The organism is Mesorhizobium sp. B2-3-10 (genome assembly GCF_006442275.1).
GTDB lineage: Bacteria > Pseudomonadota > Alphaproteobacteria > Rhizobiales > Rhizobiaceae > Mesorhizobium > Mesorhizobium australicum.
Genome location: NZ_VFVT01000004.1, coordinates 71374 through 86408 on the forward strand (window position 1 = coordinate 71374; position 15035 = coordinate 86408).

The 15035-nt window shown below is 58.5% G+C and carries 20 protein-coding genes and 1 pseudogene; 12 read left to right on the forward strand and 9 right to left on the reverse strand.

Annotated features, from left to right (window positions below; translation table 11 throughout):
• Positions 1-26 precede the first annotated feature (26 nt).
• On the forward strand, positions 27-1592 hold the full coding sequence (locus tag FJ943_RS13010) for a hypothetical protein (RefSeq protein WP_140722046.1): 1566 nt from the start codon (positions 27-29) through the stop codon (positions 1590-1592).
• Here the strand turns inward: FJ943_RS13010 and FJ943_RS13015 are convergent.
• Positions 1543-2019, reverse strand: a pseudogene (locus FJ943_RS13015) (AAA family ATPase); the annotation flags it as partial. The gene FJ943_RS13010 and the pseudogene FJ943_RS13015 overlap by 50 nt on opposite strands.
• Positions 2020-2318: 299 nt before the next feature.
• Here FJ943_RS13015 and FJ943_RS13020 point away from each other — a divergent pair.
• From FJ943_RS13020 to FJ943_RS13035, 4 genes are read left to right on the forward strand one after another with little or no spacing between them, the layout of a single operon-like run.
• The gene (locus tag FJ943_RS13020) at positions 2319-2498 is read left to right on the forward strand and encodes a hypothetical protein (protein WP_140663846.1); all 180 of its coding nucleotides are present in this window, start codon (positions 2319-2321) and stop codon (positions 2496-2498) included.
• The gene (locus FJ943_RS13025; protein ID WP_140663843.1) at positions 2495-2677 is read left to right on the forward strand and encodes a hypothetical protein; all 183 of its coding nucleotides are present in this window, start codon (positions 2495-2497) and stop codon (positions 2675-2677) included. The genes FJ943_RS13020 and FJ943_RS13025 overlap by 4 nt, the downstream gene beginning before the upstream one ends.
• Positions 2661-2987, forward strand: coding sequence for a hypothetical protein (locus tag FJ943_RS13030; RefSeq protein ID WP_140663841.1), 327 nt, complete (start codon positions 2661-2663; stop codon positions 2985-2987). The genes FJ943_RS13025 and FJ943_RS13030 overlap by 17 nt, the downstream gene beginning before the upstream one ends.
• Positions 2984-3502, forward strand: coding sequence for a hypothetical protein (locus tag FJ943_RS13035; protein ID WP_140663838.1), 519 nt, complete (start codon positions 2984-2986; stop codon positions 3500-3502). Before FJ943_RS13030 ends, FJ943_RS13035 begins: the two co-directional genes overlap by 4 nt.
• Positions 3503-3710: 208 nt before the next feature.
• On the opposite strand, the gene FJ943_RS29605 is transcribed toward FJ943_RS13035, so the two are convergent.
• Together FJ943_RS29605 and FJ943_RS13040 are read right to left on the reverse strand one after the other, a co-directional pair.
• Entirely contained in the window at positions 3711-3854 is a 144-nt protein-coding gene (locus tag FJ943_RS29605) for a hypothetical protein (protein WP_181174548.1), read from the reverse strand.
• A 550-nt stretch (positions 3855-4404) separates the two neighbouring features.
• Positions 4405-4569 carry a hypothetical protein gene (locus tag FJ943_RS13040; protein ID WP_246671866.1) on the reverse strand — a complete coding sequence of 55 codons (165 nt, stop codon included), beginning with the start codon at positions 4567-4569 and terminating at the stop codon, positions 4405-4407.
• A gap of 133 nt (positions 4570-4702) precedes the next feature.
• On the opposite strand from FJ943_RS13040, the gene FJ943_RS13045 reads away from it, so the two are divergent.
• The 3 genes from FJ943_RS13045 to FJ943_RS13050 all read left to right on the forward strand — a co-directional run bounded on the left by FJ943_RS13045 (position 4703) and on the right by FJ943_RS13050 (position 6622).
• Positions 4703-5023, forward strand: coding sequence for a helix-turn-helix domain-containing protein (locus FJ943_RS13045; protein WP_140663832.1), 321 nt, complete (start codon positions 4703-4705; stop codon positions 5021-5023).
• Between the two features lie 110 nt (positions 5024-5133).
• Positions 5134-5307 (forward strand): hypothetical protein, encoded by a 174-nt coding sequence (locus FJ943_RS29610; RefSeq protein ID WP_181174549.1) that lies wholly within the window; start codon positions 5134-5136, stop codon positions 5305-5307.
• Positions 5308-5944: 637 nt separating this feature from the next.
• Positions 5945-6622: an outer membrane protein gene (locus FJ943_RS13050; RefSeq protein ID WP_140663830.1), complete on the forward strand. Its 678-nt coding sequence runs from the start codon at positions 5945-5947 to the stop codon at positions 6620-6622.
• 536 nt (positions 6623-7158) lie between these two features.
• Here the strand turns inward: FJ943_RS13050 and FJ943_RS29935 are convergent.
• A complete protein-coding gene (locus FJ943_RS29935) occupies positions 7159-7557 on the reverse strand; it encodes a hypothetical protein (protein ID WP_246671867.1) in 399 nt (132 codons plus the stop codon).
• Positions 7558-7594: 37 nt separating this feature from the next.
• Complete coding sequence (locus tag FJ943_RS13060) at positions 7595-7783, reverse strand: DUF3606 domain-containing protein (protein ID WP_140663827.1); 189 nt, start codon at positions 7781-7783, stop codon at positions 7595-7597.
• Positions 7784-7904: 121 nt separating this feature from the next.
• Between FJ943_RS13060 and FJ943_RS13065 the strand changes: the two genes are divergently transcribed.
• Complete coding sequence (locus tag FJ943_RS13065; RefSeq protein WP_140663824.1) at positions 7905-8765, forward strand: ATP-dependent DNA ligase; 861 nt, start codon at positions 7905-7907, stop codon at positions 8763-8765.
• Between the two features lie 1029 nt (positions 8766-9794).
• Here the strand turns inward: FJ943_RS13065 and FJ943_RS13075 are convergent.
• The gene (locus FJ943_RS13075; RefSeq protein ID WP_140663821.1) at positions 9795-10091 is read right to left on the reverse strand and encodes a hypothetical protein; all 297 of its coding nucleotides are present in this window, start codon (positions 10089-10091) and stop codon (positions 9795-9797) included.
• A 21-nt stretch (positions 10092-10112) separates the two neighbouring features.
• Positions 10113-10631 carry a hypothetical protein gene (locus tag FJ943_RS13080; RefSeq protein WP_140722052.1) on the reverse strand — a complete coding sequence of 173 codons (519 nt, stop codon included), beginning with the start codon at positions 10629-10631 and terminating at the stop codon, positions 10113-10115.
• A 420-nt stretch (positions 10632-11051) separates the two neighbouring features.
• Here FJ943_RS13080 and FJ943_RS13090 point away from each other — a divergent pair, with 420 nt between their 5' ends.
• Genes FJ943_RS13090 through FJ943_RS13100 form a run of 3 tightly spaced genes read left to right on the forward strand, consistent with a single transcriptional unit; the run spans position 11052 to position 12279 of the window.
• Positions 11052-11489 carry a hypothetical protein gene (locus tag FJ943_RS13090; protein ID WP_140663812.1) on the forward strand — a complete coding sequence of 146 codons (438 nt, stop codon included), beginning with the start codon at positions 11052-11054 and terminating at the stop codon, positions 11487-11489.
• Entirely contained in the window at positions 11486-11839 is a 354-nt protein-coding gene (locus FJ943_RS13095) for a hypothetical protein (protein WP_140663809.1), read from the forward strand. Before FJ943_RS13090 ends, FJ943_RS13095 begins: the two co-directional genes overlap by 4 nt.
• The gene (locus FJ943_RS13100; protein WP_140663806.1) at positions 11836-12279 is read left to right on the forward strand and encodes a hypothetical protein; all 444 of its coding nucleotides are present in this window, start codon (positions 11836-11838) and stop codon (positions 12277-12279) included. The genes FJ943_RS13095 and FJ943_RS13100 overlap by 4 nt, the downstream gene beginning before the upstream one ends.
• 383 nt (positions 12280-12662) lie before the next feature.
• On the opposite strand, the gene FJ943_RS13105 is transcribed toward FJ943_RS13100, so the two are convergent.
• Complete coding sequence (locus FJ943_RS13105; protein WP_140663803.1) at positions 12663-12917, reverse strand: hypothetical protein; 255 nt, start codon at positions 12915-12917, stop codon at positions 12663-12665.
• Between the two features lie 928 nt (positions 12918-13845).
• Positions 13846-14232 carry a hypothetical protein gene (locus FJ943_RS13115; protein ID WP_140663801.1) on the reverse strand — a complete coding sequence of 129 codons (387 nt, stop codon included), beginning with the start codon at positions 14230-14232 and terminating at the stop codon, positions 13846-13848.
• Positions 14233-15035: the final 803 nt, after the last annotated feature.

Sequence of the window (15035 nt, forward strand, 5' to 3'; positions counted from 1 at the left end):
TGGTCGGACAGAAGAGGGAGGGGTGATTGCGCTATATCGACAGACGCCGTGTCGCAGGTCCTGCCGCCCTGCGATCGACTTTGGCGCAGGACTATCGTGTCCGGGTAGATCGATATCTCAGTCAGGGAAATCGAGGCGAGCGACCGCCCAAGCTGCCGTTCGAGGTGCTGGAAGACCGAGAACTTCGTCGCTCGCTTGATCGCCTGTTTGAAGGAGCCTGCGCATACTGCGAGACGCCAGTGACCACGGGGGGCGAGATCGACCATTTCCGACCACAGCAGGGTGCGGAAGGTGGCGATGGGGAGGTGCACTACCAGCACTACTGTTGGCTCGCGCTCGACTGGGCGAACCTCTATCTTGCATGTCCGGACTGTTTGCGGGAGAAGCGCAACCGCTTCCCCGCGGACCCCCGCGGACCCATCCGACGCTCCGTCGCACAACTCCGCAACATCGAACGCGAGACCTTGATTGACCCGTGTGCCGATCTTCCCGCAGACCACTTCTCCATCGATCACCGGGGCAACCTAATCGGCAAGACGTCGCGTGGGGAGATGACGATCGACATCCTCGACCTAAACCGGCCGACCCTTATCGAGGCGCGTAGCGGGGTGCTACGGGTCTTTCTATCGCCACGCCAACCTATGTCGGCGCGGATCGACAGGCTCCTGCCTCGTGCCCCGTACTCCGGTGCTGCCTGGCTCGCTCTCCTCGAACGGTTTCCGCCTTACTTGGCACGCGCGAGGATGCGGCGGCGGCCGACGAACAGGCGGACTCTCGGCAACCTAATCACCAACGCCTTCAGCCCTGAAGACCCAGACTTGATCGACGATGGATGGCGGCCTGATGAAGGACGCCGACGGCGCCGCTACGTGCGCCGCGTATCGGTCAGGCATTTTCGAGGCCTTGTCCAAGCCGTCCTCGAGTTTCCTCCGCGCGGCAAGGAGCAGGTCAAAGCGGCCGGGTCGGTGGTAGTGCTCGGCGACGACGGCGTTGGAAAGACGTCCGTGCTGCAGGCCGCCGCACTCGGTTGTCTCGGTCCGGAACGTGCGTTGGATGCCAACGTCACGCCGAACTGGTGCCTCACCGAAGGGGAGGAGGAGGGCGAGATCGTCGTCGAGTTCTGGGGAACAGAGCGTACAAACCGCGTTTCGTTCAACTCCTCGTCGCCGGCGTTCGACGGCCACGCGCAGGTGCCTGTGATGGTGCTTGGATACGGTGCATACCGTATGGCGGCGCGGCGCGAGCTGACCCATCGCGGCAGCGAGTACGAGCTCCGCATCCAGAGCCTCTTCTCGGAGCGTGCGCTCGTGAACGGCGCCTTTGGACTTCGCCAGCACCTCAGACGAGCGAACGGCGAACCCGATGTCGAGCGACTAAACGACGCGACTCGCGCCCTCAACGCCGTACTCCGAGGCAGGGCGAAGGCAAGCTTGGGCGCGGGCAACCGACTAATCGTGGATGAGAATGGACGAGCCCAACCGCTCGATGAGCTTAGTTCAGGGTTCAAGAGCATCGTTGCGATCACGGCCGATATTATGGATGTCATGTATGAGGTGTGGAACGGGATGACCGAGAGAGATAGGTGTCGATGATCCTGTACATGAGCCTCTCGCGCGGATTGTCGCCGAGCGGGACTGCCGACGGAAGTGCAGCCTCAGCAGCGACGAGCGCCTGGTCTTCAGCTTCCGAACGGACCGGCCGCGCAAGGAGGGAATAGTACCGGGCCAGCCGGTCGGCAGTAGTGATGTCGAACGTCGTGGTCAGGCCGAACAGGTCGGACGTCAGGATCTGGTCGACGCTCATCCCGTCCAATCCGAGGACAGCAGGTCGCTCGATAGTGGTTCCGTTCTCGCCGCGGTCGAGGATGACTACTTCGCCTTCGATCAACCCGCGCAGCGGAAGTGGGTCGTGGGTTGTCATCAGGAACTGTGCAAGTGGGAATGTCTCACGCAAGGCTTCCACCACTGCCAGCCGCCACGACGGGTGGAGGTGGGCATCGATTTCGTCGATCAGGATGAACGCCTGCGCGGAGGATCTTGGCGTTCTTGCAAGCTTCGTTCATCGGCCGGAACTGATGCGATTTCTCCCATAGCCGCGCGCCCCAATGCGCCCCGTATTCAGGATTGAGTTCCTGATCTCTGCGGATCGGAGCAAACCAGCGATTAAGTTCAACAAAATCCGTGGACATCTGGTCGTCACCCAACAGTTCGGTGGGCTATTTTAGCCAAATCACCGGCTCCCTCATGCAGCTCTAGGGAAGCGGCGGCGGATTGGCGCAAAGCCTGCGAACTTGGCGCGGCCAAGGCGGAGGCCGCATAATGCAGTTCGATCTCAATCCCGACCAGCAAGTCCAGCACGCAGCCGAATGGCTCGCCGGTGGCGGCAAGACCGGCGCGGCAACCGTTCCTGAGTTGCGCAGCCGCTTCGGCATCACGGCACCCCAGGCAATCGAGGCCATTCGCCTCGCCAACGCCCTTCGTTTGGCGAGGGCGCATTGACGACCTTCATCGATGACATGATCGAAAAGGCCTCTTGGTTCATCGCCTATGCTGGCGAAGGCCGGACCCATTGGACCACGCGGGAGATGCTGGCGCAGCGCTTCAAACTGACACCGGACGAAGCGTTGACGTTGTTCAAGATCGTGAAGGGAGGCATCAGCAATGCAGACGCCTCTTGAAAACGAGGCCGCCGCCCCGATTGCAGTCGGGAACGGCGGCAAAGGAAGGTTGACGCGTAAGTCTAACGCCGACCGCATTACGCCGCAAGAGAGGTGGAAGCGCGCCAACCCGAAAAAAGTCTGGGCTCAACAGTCCTTGCGGAGTGCCTTGAAGCGGGGGCTGGTCATTCAGGAGCCGTGCAGGGTCTGCGGCAATCTCGATGCCGAAGCACATCATCCGGACTATGACCGGCCGATGGATGTGGATTGGCTTTGCCGGCGTGACCATCAGGCAGAGCATCGGCGCCTTCGGTGCGAGGCAGCCGAATGAGCGCCCGCAGCTTCACCAAGGTAGCGCCGGCCGTCTGGCGCTCCCGGCGGTTTATCAGCTTGCCGGACGAGGCGAAGGTGGGATTTCTCTATCTCCTCACCAATGCCCATGTGACGAGTGCCGGGGTCTACGACCTCCCGCCTGGGTACGCTTGCGCGGATCTCGGCTGGACTGATGCGGCGTATGAGAGCGCACTTCGCGAGCTGGTCGAGGTTGAGTTGATCGACCGCGACCGCGACGTGATCCTCATAGAACGCTGGTTCAAGCATAACCCGCCGACCAACGATGACCACGCCATAGGCACACGGCGCCGCCTCCAGGCAATCGAGAGCGACCGGTTGCGAGAGAAGGCCGTCGCGGGCTTCGATGAGGTCAACGCGGCTCGTATCGAACGGGAAGCACAGAAGGCAGCGGACAAGGCCGCAAAGGCCGCTGGAATGTCCAGATCGGTGGCTGAGACCATCGGAACCACTTCGCGTCTGATGGGCACTCGATTGATGCGGGGTGGCCAATGAGACCCTGTAGACACCCTGTAGTGACCCTGTGCACACCCTCTGTAGGGGTAGTTTTACACCCTGTGACAGGGTGTGCACACACCAAGACCAAGACCGAGACCTTAGACCGAGACCTGAGACTGGCTCAAATCGCAAAGGCCCAACCCGCCATCAGCGCCGCAAGAGGGCTTTGGAGAAAGAGGGAGCCAGGATCGAACGTCGGCTCGCGTCAGGAAACTCGCTGGCCTAATTGGAAGAACTGTATCAACGCCGAAATAATATCTTCCGCCGTTTCGGAATCGAGCTGCAACTCGATCACCTCGTCGTCGCCAATAGCGACTGTCAGATCGTTTCCTTGGTATTCGGCAGCCACGTTCGTCCTCCCTCAAAAGCTTGTCTGCGACGGCGGCCCCGACGAGCCTACATGTTGCTGGCTGCGTGATGCTGAGGCGGAGCCGGTCTGTTCCTGGCGGGCCGGGGTTTGATGTGAACCGGCCGATTGGCGAGTGTTTTCACCATCGGCGAGTTTACGTGCTGCTTAGCAGCTACGCGCTCGCGTTTCACCAGCTTGGCGACAAAGCTCCGCACCTCGAACATAAAGGGCTCCTCCCAGACGCCCTCCCGCACTGTGAAGCTACGCTTCTTCAGGACGTTCGCAAAGGAATTTCCCGACCGCCGGCTCGGCCCCCGAGTTGGTCAGCTGCCAAATGCCAGCCAGCGGCGAATGTGCCGCCGTCCGAAGCCTCCAGAGCCGCTTGCCTCAGCCATCCTGGCAACCGCTTTCTCGACCAGCCGAGCCGATGCATCCGTGTGTGCGGCTTGCTCCGCCAACTGTCGGCGAAGCGCCGATATCCTCTTTGCCCGATCTGTGTCGGGCATTTGGTCGGAGTGTGAAATTCGGAATTGTAGATCATAGCACCACCTCAGCCCATGTTGCCGGTCTTGATCTTCGTCAGGTGCTCTCTGGCTTCACAGACACGTCTGTGCGCGCCTCGTATCGTGTCACAGAGGGTAAGGTCGATGCCCACGCCGTAGCGCTTGTCCTGCATCCGCTCGACACGTTTGAGCTCGGATTCAGCTTGGCTCACGCTCAGCCTGGCCTTGGCAAGCTCCAGATCGAAAGTTCAAGCATTGTTTCGCGTCCGTTGGAATCCCTTCCATCAGGAAACCCTCATATTCTGCTTTGGTTCCTCGTTCCCTGCTTGCGATGGGGAGGAGTGTATGACACCGCTCGATCCGCAACTGGAAGCCTATGTCGCAGCTGCAGAAGCCGCGCTGGCGGACCTACGTCGCTATATCTGCCACGGCTCTTCCGGAGCCTGTCGGCAGCCGGAACCTGCGCCCCATTTCGAGCCGCAATTCCCTGCCGAGTGGCTTCTTCAGCCAGATATCCTGACACCGAAACAAGCTGGCCATCTGGCAAGGAGGTCTGAATGCACGATCACAAGGTGGTGCAAAGGCGGACGTATCGGGACAAGGTTTGGTGGAAGATACGAAACCAAGAAGGCGGAGCTTTTCGAATATGTCTCCAATCATCCGTGAACAGGTCTGTTCATGTTTTGCAGTTTCCGATGCAGGTTTGCAGTTTTCCCAAAATGACTGGCTGCGCCGCTTATCGTATATTCGGTGCATCGGAAACCGGAGCCTCACAAATGGACTTCAAAGCCTTCTTGAATTTGGTGCGCCGCCAAGCAAATACGGTCGGGGATCTAACGGCCGCCTTGGGGCAGATTGACATCGAAGGCGCCGAAGCAGCGGCTGAAGCACTGGAGGCAGAACGCAGGCGCATCTTGCTAGACGGAAGCGACAAACAGCTCTGCATGTAGTCAGATTGATTGCTGGTCTGACAGCCACATAGCGTGGCAATGGCACCAAGTGCCATCAACGTATTTATTTTCATCCCCGAGCCCTCCCAAGGCCAAGGATTAGCATCTCCTAAAGTTATTCCTTGTGCAAGGGTGCATGTCTACTCTGGTTAATCGGGGCTAGATCGACCCGCCGTGAATGAACGGCGCCCCAACTCTTGGCGGGTTCCCGCGTAGGAGTCCAGATCGGAACATTAGCGCCCTCTAACGGTTCACCTATGCAACGTGTTCCCGGACTCTATGATCGGTAAAGTGCGATGGCGCTGGTGTTGGCTTGTGATTTCGCCCACTTTCTCGGATTGACCGGGGACGAACTGCTAGTCGACGTCCTATCGGTCGCAGCGTGCTTGCTGTTTTTTGATACTGTGGCGCCCGGCCGCCCATATCGATAGGACGCGGCGTCGCGGTCGTTGCCTCATCGGTCCTGAAGCGGCGCACAGCAGTTTTGCGTCTAGCAACGCCTAAAGCGTGCGCCTGCAAACGCACGATATCCAATGCGCGACCGAGCGCTAGAATATCCGCCCTGTTGCAAAAGTAGCGCAGACTCTTCCTGAGAAAATGCGCAAAGCTACAAGTTGATGAATTTGGAGACGAAGGCATGAAACTCGCGCTCATCTGTTCCGTTGCGTTTCTGGCAGCTTCTTCTCCAGTCCTGGCTGCCGACTTCGTTGAGCCGGTCGCCGCGATGCCGTACTCATGGACCGGCTTCTATATCGGCGCACAAGTCGGAGGCGCCTGGAATGACAGCCGATGGTCGCCGGCAATCCCTCCGGGGAGCTTCGCTCCCTTCAATACAAACGGGTCCGGAGCCGTGTACGGCGGACAGATCGGTTACAACTACCAGATCAACCAATTCGTCATAGGCATCGAGGGCGATTTCGCAGGCTCTTCGGTAAAGGGCGATAGTCAATGTCCGGCTACGCCAGGGTCGGTCTGCCAGACCAAGCAGGACTATCTGGGTTCGGTGCGCGGACGCCTCGGGTACGCAATGGATCGGGTGCTTATCTATGGCGATGGCGGCGTTGCATTCAGCAAGTACAAGTTCGCGGAGACGCAGCTTTTGCTTCAATCCTTTGGGGGTGGGTCTCGGGTAGGTTGGACTGCTGGCCTCGGCGTTGACTACGCTTTCAGTGACCATTGGACCGCTGGCGTCGAATGGAACTATTACGATTTTGGCTCGAAAGATGGCGCCAGCAGCTTAGCAGGCCCGGCCTTCGTGCTCAGCGCTCGCGAGACCGAGAACACTGTCGTCGCCAAGATTAACTACAAATTCTGAGATGGTCAGCGCGAATCCAGGATAGAGTTTATTTCGTTCCGTGCGGGCCGAAGAAGCGTCGGTAGGACATCGAGGATCGCGGCCCAGGTGATCGTCATCTCGAAGTCGGCCGGCTAGCCGATCCATGCAAAGCAGCCCGCTAGGGCTACGCCCGGCGGGTTTTCGTGTTCGGGTCGGGAACAGCTCGACCAGTCGCAAGTTCCGGCCTAGGCGGCGGCGCGTCCGGGTCTTTCGCGACGCTGGCCGGCCCGCGCTCTACAGTGGGGTGGGGTGCGGGCCTCACTGGAACATACGTCAGAGTCAAAGGTTCGGGAGCCAGCCGGCTACTCCGGCGGGTCTCCACTTCTGTCAGCTGCCCGCTGGCTCCGGCCGGCGGGCATTTTGTGCGCATGTGGGAACTTGGTATTTCTCGGCAAGTTCGAAACGTGGCAGCTCCCCGCTGCTGGTCAGGATGTCCCCCCTGGCCGGGCCCGCTTCCCTGCCCGTACTGCCAGGAGGCGGGCCCACTGGGTGGCGGGCGTTCTGCATCTCGTTTATCATCGTCCTTCATGGGGATACTTCGACCACGGCAGAAGCCCAAAAAAGCTTACCCGAACAGCGACCGCTTCGCCGAAGACGGCCAGCGTCTTTACAGCGCGTATGCGCCAGCAGCAGCCCGCAAAGCGGCGCGTCGCAGGTATGCCAGGACTGGATCGGCGGGTCTCATCGCTGCAGCAATTGTGCTGGCGGCCATTTGGTGGTTCGTCTAGCTGGTCAGCTTCTCCACCGTTGGCGATGATCGCTTTGGCCAGCGCCTCGGCCTCATGGATCGGGGTCGGCCCATAGAGCGCATTGACCATCTCTCGGCTAGCCAGCACGCCAGCCGGACAGGTCGCCTCGATTGCCATCCTGATCAGGCCAAGGGCCTCGTCACAGTCCTCGGCGGAGATCATCATCGAGGGCAGAGCGCGAAGCCGCTCGAATATCTCGGGCTCAGCGGTTTCCAAGCGCTTTTGCCTCTCGCTCTAGCGTCTCACGGTCGTTGCCGTGCTTCGCAATGAGGTCTCGCACCTCCGGCATGGTGAGCTGGAATTTCCGGGCGAAATAGGCGACCTCATAATCCTCTTCACCCGATACGCGGTTCCGATCGCGGGCATCACGCTTGCTCTTGTCGTCGGCCATTAACGTTCCTCCTGTGGCGAGATTCGCAACGTGCGATCGGTCGCTTTGTTTCGGCGTCGGCGTCTCCCTTCGGAACAATTTTAGACAAAGCTAATTGAGTCGAGGTTTTGCGAGTGTGTTCATGCGTCTGAAGTTCATTAAGCCGATGGAGCCCGAACTGGTCGATACCCCGCCCCAAGGCGATGAGTGGATCCACGAAATCAAGTTCGATGGGTACAGGACCCAGGTCATCAAGGATGAGGACGGGATTCGGCTGATCACCAAGAATGGCTACGACTGGACCGGCCGATATATCCAGCTTGCCGGCGAAGCAGCGGCGATCGAAGCGAAAGACTTCATCATTGACGGCGAGGCGATCACCATCAACGAAGCTGGCCTGTCTGACTTCCATGCGATGCAATCAGCCGTAACCAGCCGCACGCAGTCGCGCGACCTTTATCTGGTGGCGTTCGACCTCCTGCACCTCAATGGTCACGATTTGCGTGACATGCCGGTGGAAGACCGCCGCGACATTCTCCAGGCATTGATCCCGACCGGCGGCCGCATCCAGTTCAGCGAAGCCATGCCTGGGACCGGCGATGCCGTCTATCACCTTGTCGACCAAGCCGGCCTGGAGGGCATGGTTTCAAAGCGCAAGGACAGCACATACCGCAGCGGGCCGACGATGAACTGGCGCAAGATCAAGTGCTATGCCGAAAAGGAAATGGACATCATTGGCGTGCAGCGTGAGGCGGGGAAACCCGCGATGGTGCTGATGGCCGACAAAGGCCGTTATGCCGGTGGCGCCTTTGTCACCTTCAAGGCTGACAAACGGCAAGCGTTATGGGATCGCGTGCAGGGGAAGGTCGGCGGACCTGTTCCAAGGGGGCTTAAGAGCGACAAGGCAGAATGGCTGAAGCCGGGTCTGGTCGGCCGCGTGCGGTTCCTGAAGGGCGAGGAGAAGCTACGTCACGCCTCTCTGAAGGACTTTCGGGAAAAATAGGGACACTGTGCTTTGATAGGCAAGAACTGGACGCTTCAATCGCTGATAGACGCCAAGATGTGCGTCACTGCCTTTTGCCAGAACGGGGCCTGCAACCACTGCAAGACCCTACCGCTCGAAAAGCTACGCCACCGATTTGGACCGGACATGCCCGCAATGGAGTGGGATCTGAGGCCAAAGCTGAAATGCGACGTTTGCCAGTGCAAGACGGTCGGGCTGATCTACTCGCCCGATTCCAACAAGACGTCGGGCATGGGGCAAAACCTCTATGGGGACGCTAAGGGCGGCCGGTAATAAACGGGCGACCCGGCTGCCGTGGGGTGTTTTGGGTTGGAGGCCGGCAACCGGGCCATGCCGGCGATCCCTCCCGGCAAAGGGATCATGGCCTAATATTAGCAATAGCGCAAATATGGGCCGCTAGCCCGCTACAGCATGGCCTATGGCGATTCCCAGGCCGATAGCGAAGCCGAGGACCAAGTTCGCTGCCATCTTCAGAGCAAACGCGCTGTAGCGGCTTCCCTGGCCAGTCTGAGGGGCTTTCAAGGCGCTGGCGATGTCATCGAAAGCGTGTTCCATGCCTGGCAACATATACCCGGTGCGCGAATCTGTGAATCCCCGGTTTGTTCACGGCGAAACTGGAGCCGACGCCTGTCATTTGAGGATGAAGTAGAGTGGAATCAGAATAGAAAACGCAGCGACCGCTGTGAGAAATAAGTCTGTGATCATGCCATCGCCGTGCGCGATGACCCGACGCATCGGTATCACGCAGCCCCGCCCCAATTGTTGCCCTAACTGAGCAATCGCGCAATCAAGGCAGGAGTGCAAGCACTGACCAAAATTAGGCGGGGGAAAAGAATAGAGGCCTCGTTTATTGGGCAAGAACTGGACGCTTCAATCCGTCATTGGCGCCAAGTGTGCGTCACTGCCTTTTGCCGTAACCCCGCCTGCAACCACAGCAGGCCCCCACCGCTCGGAAAGCTGCCGGCGCCAGTGAAATTCTGTTGGCTCTGTATCTCAATCTGGTTGTCATCAGGCGACAGTCCGCTCGATGGTGATTTTCTTCCCTCGGGAAAGCGCGACCAGCAAACCGAGAATGATGTCGCCGAACACCCACAGCCAAAGCAGCATGCCAACCGCAAGTGTCCCGCCGATCGCAGTGCCAGCCTGTCCGGCTGCATCTGTTGTGGCTTGGTAGTGCTCGCTGGAAATCTTGATGGCGTAGAATATCCAGAGCCCCATCAGCGCGTTGAAGGCCAGGAACATCCACCAGAAAATAATTCCGAAGAAACCGCGCTTACGTTTCTCGATGCGCTCGATGTGCGGCATGTTTTCCCTCCCCCTTTTTGGTTAGTAGGACTCAACTGTTCCGTCTTGGTAGACCACCTTCTTGATTGCGATCTCGGCCGTTGCGGTCCCCGCATCCACCGGGCCAACCATCTTGCTGTAGGGATCGTCGTTAAGGAACTGGTTGTCCTCCCAAATTAGGAAGGTGGGGCTTGTCTCGGTCGCGCCCGGCCCGATGTTGACATCCAATTTACTGTCACCGCTTAGGACTACATCGCCGAACGCATCTTTGATGGACACTACCAAAGCCAGGGCCGATACTCTCTTGGCCGTTGAATTGGTAAATGACATATGCAGTTCAATCCGAGGGTTGAAAATCTGCTGTTCGTAATTTTTGGCTTGGATGTTGAATCGAGCTTTGGCGAGAGTAACGGGGGCCGCAGATTTTTGGCCTGTTTCTACTGATGGCGCGCTCGTTCCTAGGCCGTCGTAGCACGCCAGCCGGTCCGCGCCGTTTACCAACTGCCGACAGTTTTCGATGCCCTGAAGGGTTTGAGCTTCTGCATCGCCAGCGACAATCACTAGTGCAAACCACAGGAATTTTCCCCAACCACAGCACTATGCTCCCCCAGTCAATCCGCCAATACTTGCGCAACTCCAGCACGCGTGCAAGCGAACTTGCGCCTTTAGGCCTTCCGAAGCCTCACGCCAGCGCCGCCGCCATTCTCAGGAATGAACTCGACCCCGGCCGATTCGAGTGCCGCGCGCATCTTGTCCACGCTGCTCAGGCGGGCGTCCTGTCCAGCCTCAAATCGATTGACTGTATTTCCCCCAACGCCAGCCGCCTTGGCTAGGTCGAGAGTGCTCCAATTGAGGGCGGCGCGCCCCATACGGCATTGTACTGGTCTCATGTGGTGTTTTTATCACCAAACGTTGTTGACAGCAAACCGGCTATGGCATTACCTTTAATGGTGTAAATATCACCATTTGGAGGCAACCACCATGCCGAACACCCATGTTCCGGCGGCCAGCGAAGCTATGCCTGCTGTCGAGGGAATGCACATCATCACCGGGCGATTTTCTCGCCGGCTCGTCCTTGCCGGGCTTGCCTCTCTGCCGGCCCTGGGAGCCGCTACTGCGGCTTCCACTGCCATCCGGATCAAAGATCCGCTGCTCGACTCCATCCGTGCCTATCGCGCCGGCCTTGCTGCCTTCAATGCAAGCACGCCAGACGACGACGATGCGGCTGACGCCTATGCCGCGATAACATACGAACGGCCATTCGCGGCACTTGAGAAATGGCATGAGCCAGCAAAGACGCGCAGCAGCGCCATAGAAGCGCTGAAGCTGATTGCCGAAGAGAATAGGGCATTTGAACGCAGCGGAATTGTCGACCCGCTCCTTACCGCAGCGTTGGCCTATTTCGAGGTGCAGTCATGAGCGCGCACCTCTCACGGCGCGCCGCCTTCGGCGTCATTGCCTGTCTGCCGGCCATAGCTGGCGCTACAGCGGCATTGCCGGCACCGCTGGCTCTTCTGATCACACCGCCCACACCGCCCACCAGGGAAAGCGCTCATGCCAAACTCGCGCGCCTCGAAGCCCTGTTGGACACGCTGCCGCCACATATCGCAGCCGCCTATCGTGCGCAGATGCATGAGTGGCTTACCCACATTGTATGGATGCAAGAGAGCGGCGCGCCTCGTGCTGATATCTTGGCTTACATTCGCAGCTTGAGGTACCACGATAAAGTCTTCGCACAATTCAAGGCGACACTGGGGACGACGCCATGAATGCCGGCATCACCGTGAGCGAACTGTTGAAGACTGTTGCCGTTCTTAAGCCGCTGGGTATGCCACTCGGCACCGATCCACGGACATGGCGGCAGGCGATCGAAAGGCAGTTGAACGATCTCCTCGACCGCGCCATGAGCCTCATCACGGCGCTCGACCTGATGGAGGTGGATTGCGATCTGGAAGACGGTGCCGACCTCGAACCTTGGCTTGGCTGGTGTGCGCTCGGCCCGCAGACCGTCAGGGGCTTTGATGATGGCAGGGGCAGCCCTTACGACGATCGGGAACAGGACGACTGCGACACTGAGGACGACGGCAACGAGGAACCGACGCTAGGCGCGCCGAACCGTCACCACAATCAAACCTGTTGGGCAGACGGCGCGCGTGGCGACCATGAGCGGGAGGTGTGCGTCGACAGCGAAATGGTCTTTGAAGATTAATCGAAATCTGTTGATCAATTTTGGCCCCGGCCGCTTCGGCTTCCGGGGCCTCAAGGGCCTCAAGGCTCCAAGGGCATCTCGTACCCGCATTCGCGGCACTTGAACAAATCGTTTTTTTCGCCGCTCACTTGATTGCTCAAAGGCTCCTTCTTTGCTCGCAATATCCAGCAGCGCGGGCATTGCGGCGTTTCCTCAATGACGGGGTGATATCTATGAACGCGAGCAGCCGCAGAGGCAGCGTAGTCGACGGCAGATTTTAGCTTTGCCCCCGTTTCATCGTGAAGCGCGAGCTTGCGCCGTAGTGCTCCGGCCCGCCTTTCCTCGGCGAAAGCCAACTCGCCGGCCTCGTGCGTGAGCGTCTCCCTAAAATCGACCATCAACCCCTAGAGCCCGAAAGAGAACACCTGGGGACTGCTCGTCTCATAGCCGAGGCGGGGCTTGGAATTACTGCCCATGTCCGTCTGTGGTGAATTGGCGGTTCCGGTAGCGGTGCAGTCAAGTTTGGCGGCTGCTGCCGCCTTGATCGACATGCCTGCACATGTCTTTTCGGCAGTGACTGTTGGCTTCTTCATCTCGTGCGCCATAGCGGCGCTCGACGCGGCAAGCACAATCGCCGCGCAAACGATAGCGGTTTTCATTGGAAGCCCTCTTTGTTAGCAAAAGCTAATAAGAAGTTAACGCTACGTAAGATCATCGTCAATTGTAGAATCGGCCCGCGAAGCCCCGTCATTGGTCCTACACACGAACAATTTCTGAGGAGACGTGGCCCCAGCCTAGTTGCAGGGCGGCTTCTGCGACGCGTCTTATATTAGCAAGAAACGATATGTTAACGGCTGTGACGCACCCTTCCACACACGGGACGGGAAAACCACCTCCCTCATCGACGTTACAACGCGCGCTCTGGACGCCGGAAAACGCTCGACCAATGCGGAGCAAACGCATGAGTGTCGTCGGAACAGCTCTCGAACAATTGCTGCGGTTGATTTATCGCCGAGCCCTTAAAATAGCGGCGTTTCCGGAGGATGAAAGGGATTCACACTACGATCTCATCCGCCTGTCATGTTGCGCAGCCGCCGAGCACATTGGGCAAAGTCCTGACGAGGCAGCAGTCACGGCAAACGATATGGTTCAGTTTGTTCGCGCACTGGTCGGAATCATTGAGGTGGGCGGCGGATCAGACCAAGAGCGAAGCGGCGATGGGCCTATGCGGACGCGACATTTTGGTAGCCGAGAGAATAGCACTACGCGCATCTAGCGTCTTCGCATGGACCGGCCGGCAAACGCGCGATTCTGGATGAATATTGGCCAAATCTTGGACAGGGCCGAAAGGTAACAGCTAAGTGCTTGATTTATCTGGTACGCCCAAGGGGAATCGAACCCCTGTTACCGCCGTGAAAGGGCGCTGCAAGGACAAGCTGCGCAGGAGTCGGTGTGTTGCCAGAAGAGGTGGGCTTCGAAACAAGACTGTTCCCGTGCTCCAGTTTTCAAACTGAACACTTGTTGTTCAAACGATCAGAATGCAATTTTTGCGCTCGAAAAGTTCGGTGTGCGCGCAATGGCCTTTCCTTACGGTTTAACGACCTTGCCCCGATATTTGGGGCGGAGCATTGTGAAAGCTGGTGCGGCAAAAATTCCGCCTGATGCGCAGTTATTTTCAAGGGGTATTTTGAAGGACATATGCCCCAAATTGATGGTGCCCTTACTGCAATTTGCTTCCGCACGAATTGCATCGCCGAGAAGGTCCGCTTTCGTCTGGCGAATGCACTCCTCAGGCGAGGCGAAGCCGCCTTGGTTCACATAGCCTTCATGGCATGCCTTGATGATATCCGGCTCCATGAATTTTGCCACGGCGCGTGCATGTTTGGTGTTAACACCGGTAATTTCGATGACTGTCGCAGGCGGCTCTACGCAGCTTCTCTGCAACTCTGCACCCCATGTCGGCGTTGCATTCATTTAGCTAATTGTAGCCTCGATTGGTAACCCAACGCCATCCGTTACGCGCATTGGTAACCCACCAGCGACAGGTTTGGTAACCGTCAACGAGCGACTACCGCTCCCACTCGGGGACGGTGAAACCCCGCAGATTTCTGACCGCGGCGGCGGCTAGACACACAGATCATTGATCGTTTCGTAATGGACCCGGCCTCTCCGAAGTCCGGATTAATTCCCGACAACGACAGATAATTCCCGACGCCATACTGGTATGGCGTCCCGAATTATCTGTCGTCGGTAGGGGCGAGAGTCCAGAATTATCTGTCGTTGGCCGGACTGCTAAGTGGATGATATCCCGCCGCTTTCGCCCGAAGAGGTTACCAATGCCCTTTGGACAATAGGTTACCAATGTGCCCCAACGACAATCAATTCCCGACTGGCTTTAAGGAGTTGTTTTGATTGAGCTTATTACGGCCAAGTTTGGGAACCTAAGGCCACCCCACAGGCGCATTGGTAACCCCCAGCGACAGGTTTTGGTAACCCTCATCGAGCGAGTGGCGCTCGCACCTTTCGGCGAATTCGTTTCAGTTCAGCTGCGGTCAGCAGATTCCCGTCTGTGGTGCGCATGACCAACCCGACAAGACGGCTCGCCAGACATTGGTCGTTAATCGTTTCGTCGATGCGATCTGCCTCATCGATCTCCTGGAATATCCGGAGGCGGTTATCAGCGATCCAACTGGCCCAGTCCCTAGCGGAGAGGTCATCGAGCTCACGACCAAGCGCTATTGCAGATTGCCTCCGCGAGTTGGTCTCGGACGATCTTC

Excerpts from the sequence above, each read along its gene's own strand:
- FJ943_RS29935 (WP_246671867.1), bottom strand. The coding sequence starts at position 7,557 with ATGATGATCTCCGCCGAGGACTGTGACGAGGCCCTTGGCCTGATCAGG.
- FJ943_RS13090 (WP_140663812.1), top strand. The coding sequence starts at position 11,052 with ATGCCGAACACCCATGTTCCGGCGGCCAGCGAAGCTATGCCTGCTGTC.
- FJ943_RS13035 (WP_140663838.1), top strand. The coding sequence starts at position 2,984 with ATGAGCGCCCGCAGCTTCACCAAGGTAGCGCCGGCCGTCTGGCGCTCC.
- FJ943_RS13115 (WP_140663801.1), bottom strand. The coding sequence starts at position 14,232 with ATGAATGCAACGCCGACATGGGGTGCAGAGTTGCAGAGAAGCTGCGTA.
- FJ943_RS13100 (WP_140663806.1), top strand. The coding sequence starts at position 11,836 with ATGAATGCCGGCATCACCGTGAGCGAACTGTTGAAGACTGTTGCCGTT.
- FJ943_RS29610 (WP_181174549.1), top strand. The coding sequence starts at position 5,134 with ATGGACTTCAAAGCCTTCTTGAATTTGGTGCGCCGCCAAGCAAATACG.
- FJ943_RS13065 (WP_140663824.1), top strand. The coding sequence starts at position 7,905 with ATGCGTCTGAAGTTCATTAAGCCGATGGAGCCCGAACTGGTCGATACC.
- FJ943_RS13060 (WP_140663827.1), bottom strand. The coding sequence starts at position 7,783 with ATGGCCGACGACAAGAGCAAGCGTGATGCCCGCGATCGGAACCGCGTA.
- FJ943_RS13095 (WP_140663809.1), top strand. The coding sequence starts at position 11,486 with ATGAGCGCGCACCTCTCACGGCGCGCCGCCTTCGGCGTCATTGCCTGT.
- FJ943_RS13075 (WP_140663821.1), bottom strand. The coding sequence starts at position 10,091 with ATGCCGCACATCGAGCGCATCGAGAAACGTAAGCGCGGTTTCTTCGGA.
- FJ943_RS13030 (WP_140663841.1), top strand. The coding sequence starts at position 2,661 with ATGCAGACGCCTCTTGAAAACGAGGCCGCCGCCCCGATTGCAGTCGGG.
- FJ943_RS13020 (WP_140663846.1), top strand. The coding sequence starts at position 2,319 with ATGCAGTTCGATCTCAATCCCGACCAGCAAGTCCAGCACGCAGCCGAA.
- FJ943_RS13105 (WP_140663803.1), bottom strand. The coding sequence starts at position 12,917 with ATGAAAACCGCTATCGTTTGCGCGGCGATTGTGCTTGCCGCGTCGAGC.
- FJ943_RS13050 (WP_140663830.1), top strand. The coding sequence starts at position 5,945 with ATGAAACTCGCGCTCATCTGTTCCGTTGCGTTTCTGGCAGCTTCTTCT.
- FJ943_RS13045 (WP_140663832.1), top strand. The coding sequence starts at position 4,703 with ATGACACCGCTCGATCCGCAACTGGAAGCCTATGTCGCAGCTGCAGAA.